Annotated in this window: 22 protein-coding genes; 10 read left to right on the forward strand and 12 right to left on the reverse strand. The window is 72.6% G+C overall.

What is annotated here, in order from left to right:
• Positions 1-68 precede the first annotated feature (68 nt).
• On the forward strand, positions 69-254 hold the full coding sequence (locus FHU30_RS40140) for a hypothetical protein (protein WP_253882950.1): 186 nt from the start codon (positions 69-71) through the stop codon (positions 252-254).
• Between the two features lie 52 nt (positions 255-306).
• Here the strand turns inward: FHU30_RS40140 and FHU30_RS40145 are convergent, their stop codons facing one another.
• A complete protein-coding gene (locus FHU30_RS40145; RefSeq protein WP_253882951.1) occupies positions 307-831 on the reverse strand; it encodes a hypothetical protein in 525 nt (174 codons plus the stop codon).
• A gap of 203 nt (positions 832-1034) precedes the next feature.
• Between FHU30_RS40145 and FHU30_RS40150 the strand changes: the two genes are divergently transcribed.
• The gene (locus FHU30_RS40150; protein WP_253882952.1) at positions 1035-1862 is read left to right on the forward strand and encodes an SAM-dependent methyltransferase; all 828 of its coding nucleotides are present in this window, start codon (positions 1035-1037) and stop codon (positions 1860-1862) included.
• Positions 1863-1896: 34 nt separating this feature from the next.
• Here FHU30_RS40150 and FHU30_RS40155 read toward each other — a convergent pair whose 3' ends face one another.
• A complete protein-coding gene (locus FHU30_RS40155) occupies positions 1897-2571 on the reverse strand; it encodes a hypothetical protein (protein WP_253882953.1) in 675 nt (224 codons plus the stop codon).
• Between the two features lie 199 nt (positions 2572-2770).
• Here FHU30_RS40155 and FHU30_RS40160 point away from each other — a divergent pair, with 199 nt between their 5' ends.
• Complete coding sequence (locus tag FHU30_RS40160) at positions 2771-3559, forward strand: SAM-dependent methyltransferase (RefSeq protein ID WP_253882954.1); 789 nt, start codon at positions 2771-2773, stop codon at positions 3557-3559.
• 16 nt (positions 3560-3575) lie between these two features.
• Here FHU30_RS40160 and FHU30_RS40165 read toward each other — a convergent pair whose 3' ends face one another.
• On the reverse strand, positions 3576-4763 hold the full coding sequence (locus FHU30_RS40165) for an AI-2E family transporter (protein ID WP_253882955.1): 1188 nt from the start codon (positions 4761-4763) through the stop codon (positions 3576-3578).
• A gap of 162 nt (positions 4764-4925) precedes the next feature.
• Positions 4926-5825, reverse strand: a complete 900-nt coding sequence (locus FHU30_RS40170) for an AraC family transcriptional regulator (RefSeq protein ID WP_253882956.1) — start codon at positions 5823-5825, stop codon at positions 4926-4928.
• 76 nt (positions 5826-5901) lie between these two features.
• On the opposite strand from FHU30_RS40170, the gene FHU30_RS40175 reads away from it, so the two are divergent.
• Entirely contained in the window at positions 5902-6318 is a 417-nt protein-coding gene (locus tag FHU30_RS40175; protein WP_253882957.1) for a cupin domain-containing protein, read from the forward strand.
• Between the two features lie 11 nt (positions 6319-6329).
• On the opposite strand, the gene FHU30_RS40180 is transcribed toward FHU30_RS40175, so the two are convergent.
• On the reverse strand, positions 6330-6959 hold the full coding sequence (locus tag FHU30_RS40180; protein ID WP_253882958.1) for a TetR/AcrR family transcriptional regulator: 630 nt from the start codon (positions 6957-6959) through the stop codon (positions 6330-6332).
• A 122-nt stretch (positions 6960-7081) separates the two neighbouring features.
• Between FHU30_RS40180 and FHU30_RS40185 the strand changes: the two genes are divergently transcribed.
• Together FHU30_RS40185 and FHU30_RS40190 are read left to right on the forward strand one after the other, a co-directional pair.
• Entirely contained in the window at positions 7082-7957 is an 876-nt protein-coding gene (locus FHU30_RS40185) for an alpha/beta fold hydrolase (RefSeq protein ID WP_253882959.1), read from the forward strand.
• A 192-nt stretch (positions 7958-8149) separates the two neighbouring features.
• Entirely contained in the window at positions 8150-9118 is a 969-nt protein-coding gene (locus tag FHU30_RS40190) for an esterase/lipase family protein (protein WP_253882960.1), read from the forward strand.
• 472 nt (positions 9119-9590) lie between these two features.
• Here the strand turns inward: FHU30_RS40190 and rsgA are convergent, their stop codons facing one another.
• Entirely contained in the window at positions 9591-10658 is a 1068-nt protein-coding gene (gene rsgA, locus FHU30_RS40195) for a ribosome small subunit-dependent GTPase A (RefSeq protein WP_253882961.1), read from the reverse strand.
• A gap of 218 nt (positions 10659-10876) precedes the next feature.
• Positions 10877-11683: an SDR family NAD(P)-dependent oxidoreductase gene (locus FHU30_RS40200; protein WP_253882962.1), complete on the reverse strand. Its 807-nt coding sequence runs from the start codon at positions 11681-11683 to the stop codon at positions 10877-10879.
• Positions 11684-11825: 142 nt separating this feature from the next.
• Here FHU30_RS40200 and FHU30_RS40205 point away from each other — a divergent pair, with 142 nt between their 5' ends.
• On the forward strand, positions 11826-12446 hold the full coding sequence (locus FHU30_RS40205) for a TetR/AcrR family transcriptional regulator (protein ID WP_253882963.1): 621 nt from the start codon (positions 11826-11828) through the stop codon (positions 12444-12446).
• Positions 12447-12479: 33 nt separating this feature from the next.
• Here the strand turns inward: FHU30_RS40205 and FHU30_RS40210 are convergent, their stop codons facing one another.
• Positions 12480-12953, reverse strand: coding sequence for an RrF2 family transcriptional regulator (locus FHU30_RS40210; RefSeq protein WP_253882964.1), 474 nt, complete (start codon positions 12951-12953; stop codon positions 12480-12482).
• Between the two features lie 94 nt (positions 12954-13047).
• On the opposite strand from FHU30_RS40210, the gene FHU30_RS40215 reads away from it, so the two are divergent.
• Together FHU30_RS40215 and FHU30_RS40220 are read left to right on the forward strand one after the other, a co-directional pair.
• Positions 13048-13791 carry an SDR family oxidoreductase gene (locus FHU30_RS40215; RefSeq protein WP_253882965.1) on the forward strand — a complete coding sequence of 248 codons (744 nt, stop codon included), beginning with the start codon at positions 13048-13050 and terminating at the stop codon, positions 13789-13791.
• Between the two features lie 120 nt (positions 13792-13911).
• Positions 13912-15096: an MFS transporter gene (locus FHU30_RS40220; RefSeq protein WP_253882966.1), complete on the forward strand. Its 1185-nt coding sequence runs from the start codon at positions 13912-13914 to the stop codon at positions 15094-15096.
• 57 nt (positions 15097-15153) lie between these two features.
• On the opposite strand, the gene FHU30_RS40225 is transcribed toward FHU30_RS40220, so the two are convergent.
• Together FHU30_RS40225 and FHU30_RS40230 are read right to left on the reverse strand one after the other, a co-directional pair.
• Positions 15154-15504 carry a DoxX family protein gene (locus tag FHU30_RS40225; protein ID WP_253882967.1) on the reverse strand — a complete coding sequence of 117 codons (351 nt, stop codon included), beginning with the start codon at positions 15502-15504 and terminating at the stop codon, positions 15154-15156.
• A 12-nt stretch (positions 15505-15516) separates the two neighbouring features.
• Positions 15517-16926: a luciferase domain-containing protein gene (locus FHU30_RS40230; RefSeq protein WP_253882968.1), complete on the reverse strand. Its 1410-nt coding sequence runs from the start codon at positions 16924-16926 to the stop codon at positions 15517-15519.
• Between the two features lie 74 nt (positions 16927-17000).
• Here FHU30_RS40230 and FHU30_RS40235 point away from each other — a divergent pair, with 74 nt between their 5' ends.
• Positions 17001-17504: a winged helix-turn-helix transcriptional regulator gene (locus FHU30_RS40235; protein WP_253882969.1), complete on the forward strand. Its 504-nt coding sequence runs from the start codon at positions 17001-17003 to the stop codon at positions 17502-17504.
• A 59-nt stretch (positions 17505-17563) separates the two neighbouring features.
• Here the strand turns inward: FHU30_RS40235 and FHU30_RS40240 are convergent, their stop codons facing one another.
• Positions 17564-18310 (reverse strand): DUF4261 domain-containing protein, encoded by a 747-nt coding sequence (locus FHU30_RS40240; protein ID WP_253882970.1) that lies wholly within the window; start codon positions 18308-18310, stop codon positions 17564-17566.
• Between the two features lie 194 nt (positions 18311-18504).
• Positions 18505-20253 carry a glycerol-3-phosphate dehydrogenase/oxidase gene (locus FHU30_RS40245; protein ID WP_253882971.1) on the reverse strand — a complete coding sequence of 583 codons (1749 nt, stop codon included), beginning with the start codon at positions 20251-20253 and terminating at the stop codon, positions 18505-18507.
• Positions 20254-20389 lie beyond the last annotated feature (136 nt).

Below are 20389 nucleotides of genomic sequence, written 5' to 3' on the forward strand. Positions count from 1 at the left end.
GCGACGATGAACGCGCAGGTCCGAGCGTCGATGATGGACGCGATGGGCTTCGCTGAGGAAGGAGGACGATGAGGGTCGTCGGGATCGTCGTCGCGGTGCTGGGGTTCGGGTCGCTGCTCGCTTTCAACGGCGACAACCACAATTTCGGCCTGATGAAGTGGGCGTCCGGGCATCAGCCGGTCGCTGGGATGGCGGTCGGGGTGCTGGGCCTGGTCCTCGCCGGGATCGCCTTCCTTTCCCGGTCAGGGCGCTAGGCGGTCGGCGGGGCTGATCAGCGCTGCCGCCCGGCCTTTACCGATCCGGGGGCTACCGGACGATGCGGCCCGCGGTCGTCCAGTCGGTGGCGATCGCATGCTGCGCGGCGGCGAGGGTGATCCGGCCCGCGCAGAGCGCCTTGTAGAGCTTGAACTCGACGGCGTCCTTCGGGTTGGGCGAGGAGCCCGGCTCGGGCCACAGGTTCTTCGGGTCGCGCGGCGCGCCGCCGAGGCTGAGCGGGATGAAGTGGTCCTCCTCGTAGGCGGACGGGTCGGTGTTCGCATAGCCGTACTCGGCGATCTGCCTCCGCTTCAGCGCATTGGTGTAGGCGACCGGTGGGCGGATGGACTTGGTGTAGCCGGCGACGCAGACCGTCCGGTGGATGTTGGCCTGGGTGACGGCCGGGTTGAGCGCTCCGGGCGTGCAGTCCGGGTCGGGCTTGGTGGTGGCGGCGTCGAGGCTGGACGCGTGGCAGGAGGCGGCGCGCGCGGCCTGCCCGGAGCCGGTCCACGGCGCCGCAACGAACGCGGCGGCGCCCAGCACCGCCAGGGACTTGCCGATGAGGACGTGAAGCACGGGCGCTCCCCGGGTGATCGGGCCGCCGACCTTCGCGCGGCGGCATAAACGATCAAGAGCCTCCCCGGGGCCGGGTCAGCGGAAGCTGCGCAACGGGTTAAACGATCTCCTCGAATTCCCAGCGGAATTCGTGCGTTCTTGTCACCGGCGGAGCATTCTGGTTCCAGACGCACGAGCGCGTGGGACGAGTCATCGGAGAGGCCATGAATGAGTCCCGGACGGAAACGGTCGACACGACCGTTCCGCATCAGGCCCGGATCTGGAACTTCTGGCTGGGCGGCAAGGAGAACTACCCGGTCGACCGCGAGGTCGGCGAACGGGTCGCGGAGGTCTTTCCCGAGATCGTGGAGATCGCCCGCGTCTCGCGGATCTTCCTGGCGCGGAGCGTCCGCTTCGTGGCGGGCGAGTGCGGCGTGCGCCAGTTCCTGGACGTCGGGACCGGCCTCCCCGCCAGCGACAACACCCACGAGATCGCGCAGGCCATCGCGCCCGAGTCCCGCGTGGTCTACGTCGACAACGACCCGCTGGTGCTCGTCCACGCGCGGGCGCTGCTGACGAGCGGGCACGACCGCGGCGTCACGACCTACGTGGACGCCGACGTCCGCGATCCGCGGCGCCTTATCGAACAGGCGGCCGAAACTCTCGATTTCGAACAGCCGATCGCCTTGATGCTTCTGGGAATCATGGGCAACGTCCCTGACGAGGACGATCCGCCCGCGATCGTCGCGCAACTCGTGGACGCGTTGCCGTCTGGCAGCTGGATGATTCTCAATGACGGCACCAACGTCCTGGGACTTCCCTCGGTGGGCAATCCCGACCAGACCGCGCGCGCCGAGGCCATTCGCATGTACGTGGAAGCCGGTGCGCAGCCGTACTACGCCCGGACGCCCGAATACCTCGCGCGTTTCTTCGCGGGCCTGGAACTGGTGGAACCGGGGATCGTGTCCACGCCGCTGTGGCGTCCCGACCCCAATCCGTTCGGCGAGCCGCGACCCGTCGACGCCTTCGCGGGCGTCGCCCGGAAACCGTAGCGCCGACGGGCCGCGACAACGTCGAGCGTGCGGCTCACTGGCCGGGCAGCCAGCCCGAATAAGCCGTCGACCAGCGCATGCCGCCCGCCAGCGGCTCCAGGTACCGAGGCGAGGACACCTTCACGGTGACCGGCGCGTAGGGGCGCTCTTCGAAAGGCCGGTCGAGCAGTTCGTACACGGCGTCCTCGTCCATGCGTTCCAGCCGCTGCCCCTTGGGCAGATTGGCCTGCGGTCCGAGTTCGTAGGCGAGGATGATGCCGTCCGCCTGGCGCGCGAACTCCTGCGGCTTGGACTTGAGCATCAGGTAGTGCCGTCCGTTGTCCATGCCCTGGCCGCCGTAGGGGTCGAGCTCGTTCTTGTAGACGTCGGCCGCCTTGACCTTGGGTTCCTTGAGCTTCTTGGAATCGCCCTCAAGGAGGTAGCCGCCCGCGTCCACCCACACGCGTTTCCCGTGGTGCATCTCCTCCAGTCGCCGCATCTCGCCGGCGCCCTTCGCTTCGGAGGCTCTACGGACGCCTTCTTCGCGCGTGAACGGCGCCTCCTCGAAAGAGAATCCGTTCAGCATCATCGACCAGGCGTCCATCAGCAGCTGCAGCGGGAACGCCTTACGCGGGGAGAACTGCGCGGCATCGGGATTGCGCAGGTGGACGCGTCCGGTCAGCGTCCTGTCCTCGATCCCGTCGAACGACACGGTGTACAGATCGGTCATGCGGCCCGACCCTAGTGATCATCGCCGACATCCGAGCCCGCTTCACCGGCGTCCCCCGCGTTCACGAAGGCCGGACGACAGGTAGGTCAGCCTGGTCGTCGTACCGGCGGGTCGGCGGTGCGGCTCTAGGGGAACTAGGGCATAGTCGTCTTCTAGATCATGTTGCTCTGAACGCCCCTCGACCGCTGAAGGACGGCCCATGCCGGAGCAGGCTCCCCCGGGCATCGACACGAGCGTGGCCACGGCCGCGCGGATGTACGACTACTACCTGGGCGGCAAGGACAACTTCGCCGTGGACCGCGAGGCCGCCGAGCGCGTGCTGGCCGCGGCGCCCGAGGTGCGGCCGATCGCCGTGGAGAACCGGCGGTTCCTCCAGCGCGGCGTCCGGTACCTGGCCGAGCAGGGCGTCAACCAGTTCCTCGACATCGGGACGGGCCTCCCGACGCAGGGCAACGTGCACCAGATCGCGCAGGCGCACCAGCCCGGCGCGCGCGTGGTGTACGTGGACAACGACCCGATCGTCCTCGTGCACGCGCGGGCCCTGCTGAGCACGGACGCGGCGACCAAGGTCGTCACCGCCGACCTGCGCGATCCGGACAAGGTGCTGGAGACGGCCGCCGGGCTGCTCGACCTGTCCCGGCCGTACGCGCTGCTGATGGCGGCCGTCCTGCACTTCGTCCCGGACGAGGACGGTCCGCACGATCTGGTCGCCCGCTACCGCGACGCGCTCCCGTCCGGCAGCCACCTGCTCGTCTCGCACGTCACCGGCGACACCCGGCCGCAGTCCTCGGCGGGCGCGGCCGAGGCGTACCGCAACACGAAGAACCCGGCGACGCTCCGCACGGTCGAGCAGATCAGCGCGTTCTTCGGCGACTTCACGCTCGCCGAGCCGGGTCTGGTCCCCGTCCCGCAGTGGCGGCCCGACGCGTCCGCGCCGTCCGGCCACGAGGACATCTGGATGTACGGCGGGGTCGCCCGCAAGAGCTGAAGTCCCGGCCACTGGCCTAGGTCGTGCCGGGGCGGTAGGTGCGCAGCAGGTAGGCGCCGACCACCTTGAGCGCGGCCGTCAGCGGCAGGGCTATGACCGCGCCGACGAAGCCGCCGACGCTGACGCCGAACAGGGCGGCGACGAACACCGCGACCGGTGACAGCTCGACCGCCTTGGAGAACACGCGCGGAGCGATCAGGTAGTTCTCGACGTGCTGGTAGATCAGGAAGAACACCAGCGTGCCCGCCGCGACGCCCAGCGACTCGCTCAGCGCGGTCAGCGTGCAGACGACCGCGCCGAGCGTCGCGCCGACCTGCGGGATGAAGTCGCAGACGCCGACGACCACGGCGAGCAGCGACGGGTACGGCACGTCGACGATCTTCAGGAAGGCGTAGGCGGCCACCCCGGCCAGGGTCGAGATGCACGCCTGGCCGGTGACGTAGCCGCCGACCTTGCCCAGCGCCTCGTGCGCGACCGCGATGCGCTCGGAGTCGCCCAGCGCGCTCTCCAGCCGGTCCAGCATGCGCGGCCAGGCCAGCAGGAAGTAGATCATCAGGATGAGCGTGGTCGCGGTCAGCGCCAGCGCGGACGCGATGCCGGAGATGATGCCGAACACGGCCCTGGCCGAGCCGCCGATCACCTTGGGCAGCTGCTTCGCGGCGTCCTGGAGGTGCTTGCGGACGTCCTGGTGGTCGAGCGCCGAGCCGAACGGGCCGCCCTTGTGCGACATCCGGTCGAGCAGGCCGGGGACCTCGTCCGCCAGCTGCCTGAGCTCGGTCACCGCCGGGCGCAGCACGATGGCCAGCAGGACGCCGAGGACGACCAGCAGCGCCAGCACGAGCACCAGGACCGCCAGCCCGCGCCGCGGGACGGCCCGCTGGATCCAGCGCACCACCGGGTCGAGCCCGGCCGCCAGGAACAGGCCGAGGAAAACCGTGACGCAGACCGACCGCGCGACCCAGAGCAGCCCGAGCACCGCCGCCAGCGCGAGGATCGCCCCGGCCACCTTCAGGTAGTGCAGGACGGACGGCGGCCCGACCACCCGGACGGCGACCTCCGCCCCGCCACGTCCCTGGTCGCCGCTTCTCTGACCACCGCTTCCCTGGTCACCGTTCCTCTGGTCGCCGCGCTCCTCGCCGCTCTGCATGCGCTGCCCGCTCCCGTCCGCCGTCGAGACCGGCGGACGCGCCGCTCTCCGAGCCACCGCACGCAGCATCTCCCCCGCGCCCCGGCGAACGAGCCGAAGAAACCCGCCTTTACGGACTCCCCGCCCGCCGCCGTCGCTTCCTTTGCCCGCCCAGCGCACGGCACCGCCGAGCACACGGCACCGCCGGGCTCGCGGGATCGCGGGATCGCGTGGCGAGGCTCAGGTGCAGACGGACCAGGCCGGGCCGGGGACCGGGACGATGACCGGACTCGCCAGCGGGGCGGGCCTCCGGGCCGGGGGGCCGAGTGCGGCGGTCGCCCGGCGGCTCTCGGTGGCCATGACCGCCGGGGTGGCGCCGACGAACTCGGCGAAGTCGCGGTGCAGGTGGGACTGGTCGGTGTAGCCGCCGTCGGCCGCGACCCGCGCGACGTCCTCGCCCGATGCGAGGCGGTGGGCCGCGTGGTCGAACCGGACGAGCCGCGCGGCGCGCTTGGGCGGCAGGCCGATCTGCGCGTGGAACCGCGACCACAGGCGCTTGCGGCTCCAGCCGACCTCGGCGGCCAGCCGGTCGACGCGCACCCGTCCGCGCGTGGCGGCCATCCGGCGCCAGGCCCAGTCGATCTCCGGGTCGACCGGCGGGCCGGCTTCGTACCGGCGGACGATCAGCGCCTCGGTCAGCGCGAAGCGCTCCTCCCACGAAGAGGTCGCCAGGAGCTGCTCGCGGAGTAGCGGCGCGTCCGGGCCCCAGACGTCGTCCAGGCCGGTGACGGCGCCTTCGGCGTCGGTGGGGCTGATCTCCAGGAGCACGCGCGCCGCGACCGGGGTCATGCGCAGGATCATGCCTTCGACGTTCTCGCCGCGCACCCGGGCCGCGCCGAACCCGATGCCCATGGCGAAACCGCCGCGGTGCGGGCGTCCCTCGGCGTCCTCCAGGATGGGAGGGCTCGCACCGAGATCCACGCCGACCGTCACGCTCGCGTGCGGGACGAACCGGTGGTCGGCCGGGCTCGCGCCCCGGCGGAACCCTGCCAGGACGACACCGGGGACCCGGCTCGGACGCGCCGGGCGGACCACGTCCCACACCGCCGCGTCGTCCCGCTTGTCGGCGATGGCGCGCATCGTCCCATGTTAAGCGAGCCGCGCGAGGGAACATTCGTCCAATCCAGCGGAGGGTCCGGGGGCGGACAGTGGGTCCATGACACTTCGGTCGATCGATCTGCTCTCGTCCACGGTCCGGCTGGGCCGGGACGGCACGGTCCACGTCGCGAAGGACGCACCCGGCCCCGACCAGGACGGATGGCGGCTGGCGGCCTTCCACGCCAAGTCCGGGACGGACGTCCGCACCGACCACTGGGAGGTCTGCCCCGAATCCGACAAGCTGGTGTCCTGCCTCATCGGAATGATCCGCCTCTGCCTCCGCCCGGAACCGGGCGCCGCGGAAGAGGAGGTCCGGCTGACGGCCGGTACCGCCGCCGTCGTCCCGCGCGGACGCTGGCACCGCATCAAGCTCGACGTCCCGAGCACCATCATCACCGTCGCGCTGCCACGCGGCACTCTGCTCGAAGAACGGACGGAGGGCGCGTCGCCAGTCCTGTTCAGCGCAGGAACGTGAGGACCGCGGAGTCAGCCCGGCGCGTCGTTGGAGCGCAGGTCGCTGTCCGGGGCGAGGACGCCGAGGCCGAACAGGTCGAGGACCTGGCCGGTCAGCGCCTCGGCGCGGCCGGTGTCGAGGTAGCCGTCCACGAACATCTGGGACAGCCCGAACACCAGCGCCTGAGCGGTGATCCGCGTCAGTTCGGGGTCGGCCTTCCGCAGTTCCCCGCGTTCCTGCCCGGCCATGATCAGTTCCGTGATGCGCTGGGTGACCGCCCGGTGCCCCTCCTCCAGCGCGGGCGTGCGGTCCGCGCCGAAGACCGCGCCGCGCAGGAGCGCGAACCGGTGCGGGTGAGCCAGCGCGTAGCGGACGAACGCGTTCCCCAAGGCGCGGAACGGGACGTCGTCGGCGGCGTCCACCGCGCGCGTCAGTTCGTCGCAGAAGTCGACCGCGACCGCCTCGGTGACGGCGGTCAGCAGCGCGGCCCGGCCGGGGAAGTGCCGGAACGGCGCGGACGGCGCGACACCCGCCCGGCGCGCCGCCTCGCGGACCACGACGGCGTCGGGCCCGGCCTCGTCCAGGAGCCCGACGGCGTGGGCGACCAGCGCCTCCCGCAGGGACCCGTGGTGGTAGGGCCGTCCTGGCGCCCGCGTGCTCATGCGGTCAGTCGTACCACACCTTGACAGCCTTCCCGGAAGCGGATGTGATCGATGCTCACATGTGCGGGCGCGCACCGGAACGGCCTGGGGGCGGCCCGCGACGAGCCGGGAGGGCATCGCCCATGACGACCGAGCGCGACACCGAAAGCGGACGGATCAGCTCCTTCGAACGCGGCGGCCTGGTGTTCGACGTGGCCGACCGCGGGCCGCTGGACGGCGAGGCGGTGATCCTCCTGCACGGCTTCCCGCAGACGTCCCGCAGCTGGGACGCCCTCGCGCCGCTGCTGCACGCGTCGGGCCACCGGACGCTCGCCCCCGACCAGCGCGGCTACTCCCCTCGCGCCCGGCCGCGCGGACGCTTCGCCTACCGCATGTCCGAGCTGACCGCGGACGTCCTGGCCCTGATCAAGGCGGCCGGCCTCGGCGGTCGCAAGGTGCACGTCGTCGGGCACGACTGGGGTGCGGCGGTCGCGTGGGCGCTCGCCGCTTCCCGTCCGGACGCGGTCGCCACGGTGACCGCGCTGTCCGTCCCGCATCCGGCCGCGTTCATGCGGGCCATGGTCACCAGCCGCCAGCTGCTGATGTCCTGGTACATGTTCGCGTTCCAGATCCCCTGGCTGCCCGAGGCGGTGTTGCGCCGGCTGGGCCGCGACTCGCGTTCGCGTCTCATCGCCGGGCTGGTGGCGGGCGGGCAGTCGGAGGCGGGCGCTGCGCGCGACGTCGACTTCATGATGACCCCGGGCGCGCTCACCCCGGCGCTCAACTGGTACCGCGCCATGCCGTTCGCCCCGCCCGGCGGGCTCGCGCGCGTCAGCGTCCCGAGCCTCTACGTCTGGAGCGACGGCGACCCCGCGCTCAGCCGCAAGGGCGCCGAGCTCAACCGCCGCTACATGAGCGGGCCCTACGAGTTCCACGCATTGCCGGGCATCGGCCACTGGATCCCCGAGCAGGTACCGGAGAAGGTCGCCGACCTCCTCCGCACCCACCTCGCCCGCTAGCCCGCCGGCTCAGACAGCGCTCGCCCCGGCGCATCCGGGCGCGGAAGTTGTCATCGGGTGCGCGACCTCACGGCGGGCCCTGGTTCGCGATCTCAAACAGACATTAGTGTCTGAATGAAGGCGCTGGAGGGCACCTGGCGCCCCCTCCTCCAGCGCCTTCTCCGAGCCCTGTCGTAGCGGAAGGTGGACCAGATGAGCCCAGCACCACGCGTCGCCCCGGCCCCGACGAAGCGCCGGCTCCGCAGGCTCGCCATGGCGACCGCCGCCGCGTGCGCGGCGATGTTCTCCGCCCAGGGGCTCGCCGCCTCGGCGTCCGCGGAGACCTACCCGGTCGGCGACCTGTCCACGTCGGTGAGCAACTTCTTCCTCAGCCCCGACACCGTCCCCGGGGCGAACATCTGGACGTGCAAGCCGTCCGCCGCCCACCCGTACCCCGTCGTGATCGTGCACGGCACGACGTCCAACTTCGGCGCGGCCGGGGCGATGCTCGGCCCGACCCTGGCCAACGAGGGCTACTGCGTCTACGGATTCAACTACGGCGCGAACTCGTTCACGCTCGGCCACCTCTACGGCCTCGGCGAGATCGCGCAGTCGGCGGAGACCATGCGCGCGTTCGTCGACCGGGTGCTGGCGTCCACCGGCGCGTCCAAGGTGGACGTGGTGGGCGGGTCGCAGGGCGGGATGATGCCGAACTACTACATCAAGCGGCTCGGCGGCGCGGCCAAGGTGCGCACGATGATCGGCCTCGGCCCGACCAACCACGGCACGACGATGCAGGGCCTGGTGAACGTCGGCCGCACGCTCGGCATCCTCGGGCTGGTCAACGACTTCTACCGGCTGCTCGACTCCCCCACCTACCCCGAGCAGGAGGACGGCTCGGACTTCCAGACCGCGCTGTTCGCCGACGGCGACACCGTCCCCGGCGTCCGCTACCTGACCATCGTCACCACGCACGACACGACCGTGACGCCGCTGACCAACGCGTTCCTGCACGGCGGCGACTCCACCAACGTCGTCCTGCAGGATCTCTGCCCGGACGACCCGGTGAGCCACTCCGGCATGTCGTTCGACGGTCCGATCAAGCAGCTCATCCTGAACGAGCTGGGCCCGAAGGCACCGGGGTTCAAGCCGTCCTGCACCGGCTACGGGCCCAACGTCTGACGCCTCAGCCCTACCCCGACCCGCAGGTGACCTGGCGCGAACCCCCGTCCGCTCCGTCCGACGACACCCCGTTCCCTGCCTCCGACGACGCCCCGTTCGCTGCCTCCGCCGACGCCCCGGCCGTCGCGCCTTCACGGCGGACGGTCCGTTCCGCCCTGCGGCGCTCTGCTGCCGACTGCTCGCGCAATGCGCGCAGAAGCACGAGCGAGTACTGCTTCATGAAGCCCACCGCGGTCCCCCTGTCCCGACTCTCTCCAACAACGGCCGCACGGGGCCGTCATGAGGTATTGGCCGCACCCCGTTGGCCGGTTCCCCGCCCAGCTAATTTGATCATGGAAACGTAGGAGCGCCCGCAGAGTTCCCGCCCGCGGGCGGGCTCGTGAAGCCGAGCCGTCCGAAAGCGAACGAACGGACCCGCGACGCAGGAACGCCGCCCGCGGAGCGCGGGCGGCGTGACCTGCGAACTGCCGGGTCAGCGGTCCTTGCGTCCGTTCAGGCGGTAGGCCTGGCGTTGGGCGCGGGTGATCGCCTTCCAGCGGTCGTTGCGTTCGGCGCGGAGCCGCGCGTCCGTGCGGGCGGCGATCCAGTCGTTCTCGCGCAGCAGCTTGCGGTAGCTGTCGAGGCGGCGGCGCGGGAGCGCGCCGTCCTCGATCGCCTCCTGGACGGCGCACCCGGGTTCGGAGTCGTGCGCGCAGTCGGCGAAGCGGCAGTGCTCGGCGAACGCCTCGATGTCGGCGAACGCCTGCTCGACGCCGCGTCCGGAGTCGAACAGGCCGATGCCGCGCAGGCCGGGCGTGTCGATGAGCACGCCTCCGCCGGGCAGCGGCACCAGCTCGCGGCGGACGGTCGTGTGCCGCCCCTTGCCGTCCCCCGCGCGGACGGCTCCGGTGGCGAGCCGGTCCTCGCCGAGCAGCGCGTTGCCGAGCGTGGACTTGCCGGCGCCCGACGGTCCGAGCAGGACGACGGTGCCGGTGAGTTCGGCGGTCGCGGCGTCCAGGCCGGTGCCGTCGGCGGCGCTGACGGTCAGCACCGCGGCGCCGGGCGCGGCGGCGGCGACCTCGGCGCGCGCGGGTTCGGGGTCGTCCACGAGGTCGGCCTTGGTCAGGACGACGACGGGGACGGCGCCGCTGTCCCACGCGAGGGCGAGGAGCCGTTCGATCCGGGCCAGGTCGGGCCCGCCGCCGAGCGGGCACACGACCGCGACGGTGTCGACGTTCGCGGCGAGCGCCTGCCCCCGCGAGTCGCCCGACGCCGAGGCCCGGACGATCGCGGTGCGGCGCGGCAGCAGCGCCGCCAGGGAGGCCGGGTCACCGGGCCGGACGGCCGCCCAGTCGCCGGTGACCGGCGGCTGCCCGGACGCGGTGACCGCGCGGGTGTCGGCACGCAGGACGCCGTCGGCGGTGGCCGTGTCGGCCAGCCCGCGATCGACGGCGACGATGCGTCCGGGGACGAGACCCGCGTCGCGATGCGAGGCGAACGCGGTGTCGAGGGCGTCGTCCCAGCCGTAGGCGTGCAGGGACGCGGAAGATCCAGAGGTCACTGGAGGAAACCCTTGTCGAGAAGGGGCCCGCGCTTCAGTGCTCCGGTCCGTGGGACGGGATCAGAGGCGGGCCCGGGAAAGGTGAAGGGCCGAGATGCCGCGCGCAGCGGCGACCGAGCTGACGGCCATACGGCTCACCTCCCCTGGGTTCCGGCTGCAAGGCTAACCCGTCCTCGCCTCGCGACTCGACTGGTTTTTCCGCCCCGGGAAAACGGCGGTCAGTTGACGGTCGGGGTGAAGCCTCCGTCGATGCGCAGGTTCGCGCCGTTGATGGACGCGCCGAGCGGGCTGGCGACGAGCGCGGTCAGCGCGGCGATCTCGGCGGGCTCGGCGAGGCGGCCGGACGGGTTGGCGAGCGGCCCGCCGATCAGCGCGCGGGCGCCGGCGTCCGCGTCGTCGCCCATGCCGTGCCGCCGGGCGAACGCCAGCGCCAGTTCCCGGAAGGCGTCCGTTCGGCTGGGGCCGGGGCTGACCGTGTTGGCGGTGACCCCGGTTCCGGCGAGTTCCTTCGACAGGCTCACCGACAGGTTGGCGATGGCCGCCTTGGTCGCGCTGTAGGCCGCCTTCATCGGCAGCGGGAACGGGTTGGCGGCGCTGCCGATCTGGATGACCCGGCCCCAGCCGGCCGCGCGCATGGCCGGGGTCAGCGCCTCGATCAGCCGGACGGCCGACGCGACGTTGGTGTTGTACAGGTCGGCCCACCGGTCGGCGCCGCCCGCGGTCCAGCCGTCCTCATCGCCGGCCGACGCGGCGTTGTTGACCAGGATGTCGATGCCGCCGAAGGCCGCGGTCGCGGCCGCGGCGACCTCGCGCGCTCCGGCGTCAGAGGTCAGCTCGCCGAGCGCGATGGCGGCGGTCCCTCCGGCGGCGCCGATCTCGTCGGCCGCCGCCTTCGCGCGTCCGGCGTCGCGGCCGTGGACGACCACGGAGACGCCCTCGGCGGCCAGCGCGACCGCGATGGCGCGGCCGATGCCGCTGGTACTGCCGGTCACCAGGGCGCGCTTGCCGTTCAAACGCAGGTCCATGGGGCCTCCTCGGGCCTGGGGGATTTCATCGGACATGCTGTCTTTCGCTGAACAGACTGTCTTTCAATGAACGCTCTGTCAAGCGAAAGACGCGCTGTCGTGTGAAAGACGCGCTGTCGAGCGAAAGATAGGATCCGGGGCCATGGCCACCCGCAGGTACGAGCAGCGGCTGCGCGCCGACGCCGCCGAACAGACCCGCCGCCGCATCCTCGACGCGCTCTACGAGCGGCTCCGCGACGCGCCGGGCGAGCCGGTGAGCGTCGAGCGGATCGCCGCGATGGCGCAGGTGTCGCGCTCGACGGTCTACCTCGTGTTCGGCACGCGCGCCGGGCTGTTCGACGCGCTCGCCGACGACCTGCGGCGGCGCGGCGGCTTCGACCGCCTTCCGGACGCGGGCGGCGAGCCCGACGCGCGCGAGGGCCTGCGCGCCTCGATCCGCGCGTCCGCGGCGGTCTTCGCCGAGCACCGCCGGGTGCTGCGCGTCCTGTACGCCATGGCCGTGCTCGACCCGCAGACCGTCGGGGGCGCCGTGGACCGGATGCGCGAAGGGCGCGCCACTGGCCTGGCCTGGCACGCCGGCCGCCTGGCCGAGCAGGGCGCGCTCCGTCCCGGCCTCTCCCCCGCGGACGCCGCCGACCTGCTCTGGGCGGTCACCGGCTTCGAGTTCTTCGACCGGCTCCTCACCGGCCGCGACCTCCCGGTCGGGAAGGCCGCCGACCTCATGGTCGCCGCCGCCGAACGGCTTCTCCTACCGGATGCCTGATCGAGGGTCGTGGCGTCCTGTCGAGGAGGTCCGTCAGGACATCTCGAACAGGCGGCGCCGGGTGTGGGCGGGCGCGGTCGCCGGGAGGGTCGCCAGGATGTCGGCGAGCGTGTCGGCGGCGAGCGCCTCGCGCCAGGCCCGGTGCGCCCCGGCCATCTTCGCGGCGAGGACGCAGGTCTCGCGGCAGTCCTCGGGACGCAGCGCCCCGGCGCCCTGCAGCCGGATCTCGCGGCACTCGTAGGGCGGGGACGTGCCGTCCACCGCCTCGACGATCTGCAGCAGCGTGATCCGGTCCGGTTCGCGGCCCAGCCGGAACCCGCCGCGCGGGCCGGTCGTGGCGGCCAGGATCCCGGCCTTGACCAGCGCCTGCAGCTGCTTGGCGAGGTAGGGCGCGGGCAGGTCGAAGTACCGGGCGAGCTGGGCCGCGGACGCGGTCTCCCCCGGCTCCAGCTGCGCCAGGGACGCGGCGCAGTGCAGCAGCCATTCGGTGCTCGCGGGCAGCTTCATGATCCCCCAGCATACGGGACATCCCGGATCTTCGATATTGCGGACCCGAATAGTCCGAGATAGGCTCCCACCACCACCTACGAGGGAGACCAGCATGCGCATCGCCGTGGCCGGAGCGACCGGGAACATCGGGTCCCTGACCGTCGCCGCCCTGGAGGGAGCCGGGCACGACGCCGTCCGGATGAGCCGCTCGCTCGGCGTGGACGTCGCGACGGGCGCCGGCCTGGACGACGCCCTCGCCGGCGTCGAAGCGGTCATCGACGTCACCAACTCCGGCGCGACCGACCGGGACGAGGCGGTCGCCGCGTTCGGCACCGCCACCCGCAACCTGCTGGCCGCCGAGCAGCGCGCCGGGGTCCGCCACCACGTCCTGCTGTCGATCGCCGGTCTCGACCGCGTGGACGGCAACGCGCACTACGCGGGCAAGCGCGAGCAGGAGCGGCTGGTTTCGGCGGGCGACGTGCCGTGGACGATCGTCCCGGCGACCCAGTTCCACGACTTCGCGGCGATGGTGGCCGACTGGATGGAGCAGGACGGCGCGGCCCCGATCGCGCCGCTTCTGGTCCAGCCGATCGCGCCCGCCGACGTGGCCGCCATCCTCGCCGAGATCGCGGTCGGCGCGCCGCAGGGCCGCTACCGCGACATCGCCGGCCCCGACCCGCAGGACCTGGTCGACATGGCCCGCCGCACGCACCAGGCGCGCGGCCGCACGGTCCGGCTCGTCCCCACGTGGTCGTCGCTGTTCGGACCGGAGATGGCGGGCGAGGTCATGCTGCCCGGCAAGGACGCCCGCATCGCGCCGACCTCCTTCGACGCCTGGCTCGCCGACCAGCACTGACACGACGCCCAAGCAACGCCACACCCGCACCAAGCGACCCGATATCTTCCACCGGAGGGCCCGGCCTCGTTCGTTGAGCCGATCCAGGGCCACCGGGCGAGCCGGTAGGGAGGGGGGCGGGTGGCCACTCCGGAGGGCGTGGCCGGAGCGCGGCACATGTGGCCGCTCTACGCGGCCGGGTTCACGACCGCGTTCGGCGCCCACGGCATCGCCGCGAACCTCGGGCAGGGCGACGCGGATCTGAAGAACTCCATCCTCTACCTGGGGCTGCTTCTCGCCCTCTACGACGGCGCCGAGGTGATCCTCAAGCCGGTGTTCGGCGTGCTGTCGGATCGGATCGGCGCGCGGCCGGTGCTGCTCGGCGGGCTGGTCGCGTTCGCGGCGGCGTCGGCGCTGTACGTCCTGGTCCGCGATCCGGGCTGGTTGTGGGCGGCGCGGCTGGGGCAGGGCGCCGCTGCGTCGGCGTTCTCCCCCGCGGCGTCCGCGCTGGTCGCGCGACTCAACCCGCGGGCCAAGCACGGTCGGGCATTCGGGTCTTATGGCTTCTTCAAGAGCATCGGGTACACGGCCGGTCCGCTGCTCGGCGGACTGCTGGTCTGGCTGGGCGGGTTGACGCTGCTGTTCGCCGTGCTGACGGTCCTTGCCGTCGCGGTGGCAGGCTGGGCGCTGGTGGCGGTTCCGTCCGTGCCTCCGCTGCCGAAGGCCCGGCAGACCGTGGTCGACCTGGCGCGGCGGCTCGGCGACGGGGCGTTCCTCAAGCCCGTCTCGGCCCTGGCCGCCGCCACGGCCGCGCTGTCGGTGGGGGTCGGGTTCCTGCCGGTTTCGGGCGCGTCCGCCGGCCTAGCGCCGCTGGTCACCGGCGCGATGGTGTCGGCGCTCGCCGCGTCCGCCGCGCTCGTCCAACCCTGGGCCGGACGGTCCCTGGACAGCGGCCGGATCTCCATGCCGTCCGGCCTGGTCGCGGGCCTCGCCGTCACCGCGACGAGCCTCGCCGCGGCCGCGCTTCCGGGGGCCGCCGGCCTGCTTCCGGCCGCCATCCTGATCGGCATCGGGACGGGCCTGATCACGCCCGTCGCGTTCGCGTCGCTGGCCGCCGCCACACCGCCCGAACGCATCGGGCAGACGATGGGCGCGGCCGAACTCGGTCGCGAACTCGGCGACGCGGGCGGCCCGCTCCTGGTGGCCGCGATCGCCGGTGCCCTCACGCTCGGGTGGGGGTACGGCGTCCTGGCCGTCCTCACGCTGCTGCTCGCCGCACCGGTCCTCAGCCGTCGCACCCGTGACCGTGCGCCTGGGACGCCGTGAGGTGTCAGGCCCCGGCGGCGCGGGGCTGCGCGCCGCCGGGGCTTTCGGGGGTGGGTTTCAGAGGGTGGTCAGGCCGAGGGCGATCGGAGCGATCGCCACCAGGAGGATGACGGCCGGAACCGGCGCGCCCTTGGTGTCGCGGGCGCGCAGGTGCGTCACCACCGCGCCGAGGAAGTACAGCGCGACGCCGACCCCGGCCGCGATGCCGAGCGGGCGGTAGGCGATCCCGGCCAGCAGCCCGACAGCCCCGAGGATCTCCAGGACGGCGAGCCGCGGGAACCAGGACTCCGGCACGCCGACCGCGCTCAGCCCGGTGGTGATCTTCGGGTCCCGGACGAGCTTGGCGCGCCCCGAGCCGGCCAGGAGCAGCGACAGCAGGACGGCCGCGACGATGTAGGCGATGAACACGGTGTCCCCCGCTCAGACCGTGACGGCGAACTTGCCGAGGGTTCCGGCCATGAAGTCGCTGATCGCCTGCCCGGCCTCGGCGAGCGCGTAGCGGCGGGCGACCGGGACGCGGAGCCGGCCCGCGACCACATCGCCCGCGAGCCGCGCGAGGGTCTCCGGGGACGGGTCGGACATGATGGCCGTCGTCTTCAGGCCGCGCGCGTCCGCGTCGTCCGGCGCGAAGTGGATCGTGGAGGCGAACCGCCCGCCGTCGGCGACCAGCCCGGACACGGTCGCGCCGTCCCCGGCCAGGTGCACCGCCGCGTGCACGCCGTCCTTCGCGAGCTCCCGCACCGCCGCGGCGACCTCGTCGCGGCCGACGGTGTGGTCCGCGCCGAGCGCGGTGACGAACGCGGCCTCGGCGCCGGGCTCGGCGGTCGCGATGACGGTCGCGCCGCGCGCCGCAGCGAACTGGACGGCGAACGCGCCGACACCGCCGGTCGCGCCCGAGATCAGGACGGTCTCGCCCGCGGCGGGGGCGACCGCGTCCACCGCGTTGAGCGCGGCCGTCCCGGCCAGGCCGAGCGCGCCGGCGCGGATCTCGTCCAGGCCGTCCGGGATGCGGGCAACGCCGTAGGACGCGGGCACCGCGACATACTCGGCGAAACCGCCCTGGCCCAGCGTCGGGCGCATCACCACGCCGAACACCGCGTCGCCCACCGCGAGGTCCGTCACTCCGTCGCCGACCGCCGCGACCTTGCCCGCGAAGTCCTTGCCGACGACCACGGGGAACTCGTAGTCGTACACGCCCTTGAGGAAGCCGCCGACCGAGCCGAGGTCGAACCCGTTGACCGAGGACGCGGTGACCTGCACCAGCACCTCACCCGCCGCCGCCTCGGGGACGGCCAGCTCGGTCAGCGCCGGGGTGGCGCCGAAGTCATCGAAAGCCAGTGCACGCATGTCGCTTCTCACTTCTCGTCGTTGGTGGAATTGGCGGTGGCCTGCTGCCCGGAGGACGGCGGTGGCGACGGCCAGTTCGTCCTGGTCGCGCGGCGCGTAGAGCATCACGATCGTGTCCGGCCACTCGGGCCGCAGGCTGATCGGGTGCCGCTCGGCCCAGCCGTTCTCGATCAGGGCCGGGACCAGGGGCAGCGGGACGGTCAGGTGCAGGAATCCGGCACGGTGGATGTGCCCGAACTCGTCCCGGCTGGGGTGCAGGAACGCCTCCCACGGGCCGTCCGGCCGGTGCAGCCGCAGCGCCAGCGAGGACGGCTCGGACACCTGGCTCGGGCCGGTGAACACGCCGGGCAGCGCCTCCGCCTCGGCGACCAGCGCGGCCCTGATCTCCGGCGGGGAGAACTGGTCGAGCTGGTCATGCGGGATCTCGCGGCCGGTCGTCGCGGGACGGGTGCCCGTCCGGCGCGGCGGCGCTTCGAGGTTCACTATCACGGGTCACCGCACTTTCTGTGCGTTGGTTATGTGTTGTGCGCAGGGCGAGTCTGCTCGACAATGCCGTCATGACGGAAGAAGGCACTTTGCCCCGCGTAACGCACACCGGTGTTCCCACCCCGACCGGCGCTGGTCCCGGCCCGATCGGCGCGGGTACCGGGCCGATCGGCGCGGGTACCGGGCCGATCGGCGCGGGTACCGGGCCGATCGGCGCGGGTACGCCGACGTGCCAGCTGCGGGACGTCCTGGACCGGGTCGGTGACAAGTGGAGCGTGCTCGTCATGGCCCTGCTCGGCGCCGGGCCGCGCCGCTACTCCGAGCTGCAGCGCGGCATCGAGGGCATCTCGCAGCGCATGCTCACGCTGACGCTGCGCAGCCTGGAGCGCGACGGCCTGGTCGTCCGGACCGTCACGCCGACCTCACCGCCGCGCGTCGACTACTCGCTGACCCCGGTCGGCGCGACGCTCGCCACCGAGGTCGGCTCCCTCATCCGCTGGGCCGAGGCGCACCGCGAGTACGTGGCCGAGTCCCGCTTCCACTACGACACCCGCGAAACCGAAGAAACCGCCTGAGCTCAGGCATCTGCCAAGCTCAGGCGGTCAGGTAGCCGGGTGGCCGGGTGGACGAGCGGTCAGAAGGAGGGACGGGTCAGGCGGACGTAGCCGTAGGGGTTGAAGTCGAGGTCGTCGAAGTCGTCGGGGTCGTAGTCGCCGGTGCGCAGGATCCAGCGGGGCGCGTCCTCGGTCAGCCGGAAGCCGGCGCCGTCCTCGATCTCCTCGGCGCGCGGGTCGGTCAGCAGGTAGAGGGCCAGGGCGTCCAGGTGGGTGCGGGCGTCGCCCGGAGCCAGGTCGTCGCCGTCCTCGATCTCCACCTCGGGCGCGCCGAGCAGGTGCATGCCGCAGCTGTAGAGCAGGTCACCGTCCCGGATGGGGCGCTTCACCCAGGCGGAGACGAGCGCGGCGGCCAGTTCCTCGTCGGCCGCGCCGGACGCGCGCTCAGCGAGGTCGAGCCAGCGGGCACGGCCGTGCGTGAGGCCGCTGCTCTCGCTCTTCACCGCCGTCGCCCCGGCCCGCAGCAGCGCGGCGGTCGCGTCCAGCAGCCGCCGCGAGGTGTCGGCCGCCAGCTCCCGCATCATCGGCGCGGACAGCAGGTAGCCGACCGTGTCGTGGTCCTCGACCGCGTCCCAGTCCGCGTCCTCGAAGGACACGGCCGCGCCGCTCGCCTCGAACGCGCCGGGCATCCGCGGGTCGGGCTCGGTCTCGGAGTACTCGCGGTCGAGGACGAACCCGCCGAACCCGCCCGCGACCCGCTCCATCTCCGCGAGGGCCATGTCGGACCCGAGAACGCACAGCACATGCCGGGGAAACACATCGATCATCCCGGCACCCTAGTGATCGCGACCGACGTTCCGCGCCACTTCGCGGTTTTCCGACATTCTGGGGATTCGGCCTGCGCCGAGCACCCACGAGCGAGGAAACCCGTGCCGGACGGACACCTGGACCGCTTCGGTTTGGCCAAAGCCGATTCCGTCTGCGGCGAGAACCGTCCGGTAACAATGGCACCCTGCTTCGGTCAGTTGACTTCTTTCAGGCGGCCGGGGATGCGTTCCCGGATGCGGTCGGTGACCGGGACGCGCTGGGGCGCCGGCGGTTCGAAGACGACCGGGGTCGGCGAGGCGGCGGCGACCGCTGAGCGTTCGGCCTCGACGAGTTCGTTGATGCGCGCGAGTTCCCGGTCCAAGCGCTCCTGGTTCCATCCGAGTTGGGAGGCCATGAGGGCTGCGGCCTCGGGGGCGGCCTTCCGAGCGTCCTCGAAGGACTCGATGAGCATCCGGGTCCGGCGCGCCAGGACGTCCTCCAGGTGCAGGGCGCCCTCGTGCGTGACGGCGTAGACGACCTCGGCCTTCAGCCACGGCCCGTCCTCCACCAGCGGTTCGGCGAGGGAGCGGTCCTGGTCGATGAGGTCGATGACCTCCAGGGCGAGGTTGCCGTAGCGGCCGACGAGGTAGCCGACCGTGCCGGGGTCCAGGTCGTTGTCCTCGGCGATCCGGTCCACGCCCGCCTGCAGCGCGGGCAGGCCGTCCGCGCCGGCCAGCGGCAGCCGGTCGGTGAGCGACTCGGGCACGTCGAAGCCTTCGAGGGCGGTGTCGATCACGTCCTTGGCCATGATCCGGTAGGTGGTGAACTTGCCGCCGGCGATGGTGGTCAGGCCGGGCGCCGGGGAGTCGACCACGTGCTCGCGGGAGAGCTTGGTGGTGGGCGAGTCGGCCTCGGCGGCCACCAGCGGGCGCAGCCCGGAGTACACGCCCACCACGTCGTCCCGGGTCAGGGGGCGGCTCAGCACGGTGTTGGCGTGGCCGAGGATGTAGTCGATGTCCTCACCGGTCGCGCCGGGGTCGGCGCGGTCGCCGTCCCAGTCGGTGTCGGTGGTGCCGACGATCCACCGGTCCTCCCAGGGGATGATGAACAGCACGCTCTTCTCGGTGCGCAGGATCATCCCCGTGCTGGAGTCGATGGCCTCGGCGGGCACCACGACGTGGACGCCCTTGGACATCCGCACCCTGAAGCCGGGCCGCACCCCGGCCTCCTGGTTGACCGGATCCGTCCAGACCCCGGCGCAGACCACGACGGCATCGGCCCGGACGTCGAACTCGCGGCCGGTCTGCTCGTCCCGGACGCGGGCCCCGACGATCCGGCCGCTGCCCTCGTCGCGCAGCATCTCCTTGGCCGTCGTGCGCGTGGCGATCACGCTGCCGTGGGCCGCGGCGGTGCGGGCGAGCGTGAGGGTGAACCGGGCGTCGTCGACCTGGGCGTCGTAGTAGACCACTGCACCGGTGAGGCCCTCGGACTTCAGCGCGGGGGCCATCCGGCGCGCGCGGGTCACCGACAGGTGCCGGTGGCGCGGCATCGGACGGCGCACGCCCTCCAGCGTGTCGTAGAGCGTCAGCCCGGCGCCCACGTAGGGGCGTTCGACGAGCTTGTGGTGCAGGGGGTAGAGGAAGGTGACCGGCTTCACCAGTTGCGGAGCCAGGCGCGACACCAGCAGGTCGCGTTCCTTCAGCGCCTCGCGGACGAGCTTGAAGTCGAACTGCTCCAGGTAGCGCAGGCCGCCGTGGATCAGCTTGCTCGACCGGCTGGAGGTGCCGGCGGCCAGGTCGCGGCTCTCCACCAGCGCGACGCGCAGCCCGCGGGCCGCGGCGTCCAGCGCGGCGCCGGCGCCGGTCACGCCCCCGCCGATGACGAGCACGTCGAACGTCTCCGAGGCGAGCCGTTCGAGGGTCCGCCCCCGCGTCCGCGCGTCGATCCCACCGGTCATGTGCATGCGAGTTCCCCCCGTCCGCTCCGCGGCCGGTTCCGTCGCCGGCGCCGGTCGAGGAGCGACACTCCGCGTGACCCATCGTCGAGATCACGCTATCGACCCAGGTCCCGGGCCTCTTAAGGAGGGTCCGGATTCCGTG

The sequence above is a fragment of the Actinomadura rupiterrae genome (assembly GCF_024172125.1).
Lineage (GTDB): Bacteria > Actinomycetota > Actinomycetes > Streptosporangiales > Streptosporangiaceae > Spirillospora > Spirillospora rupiterrae.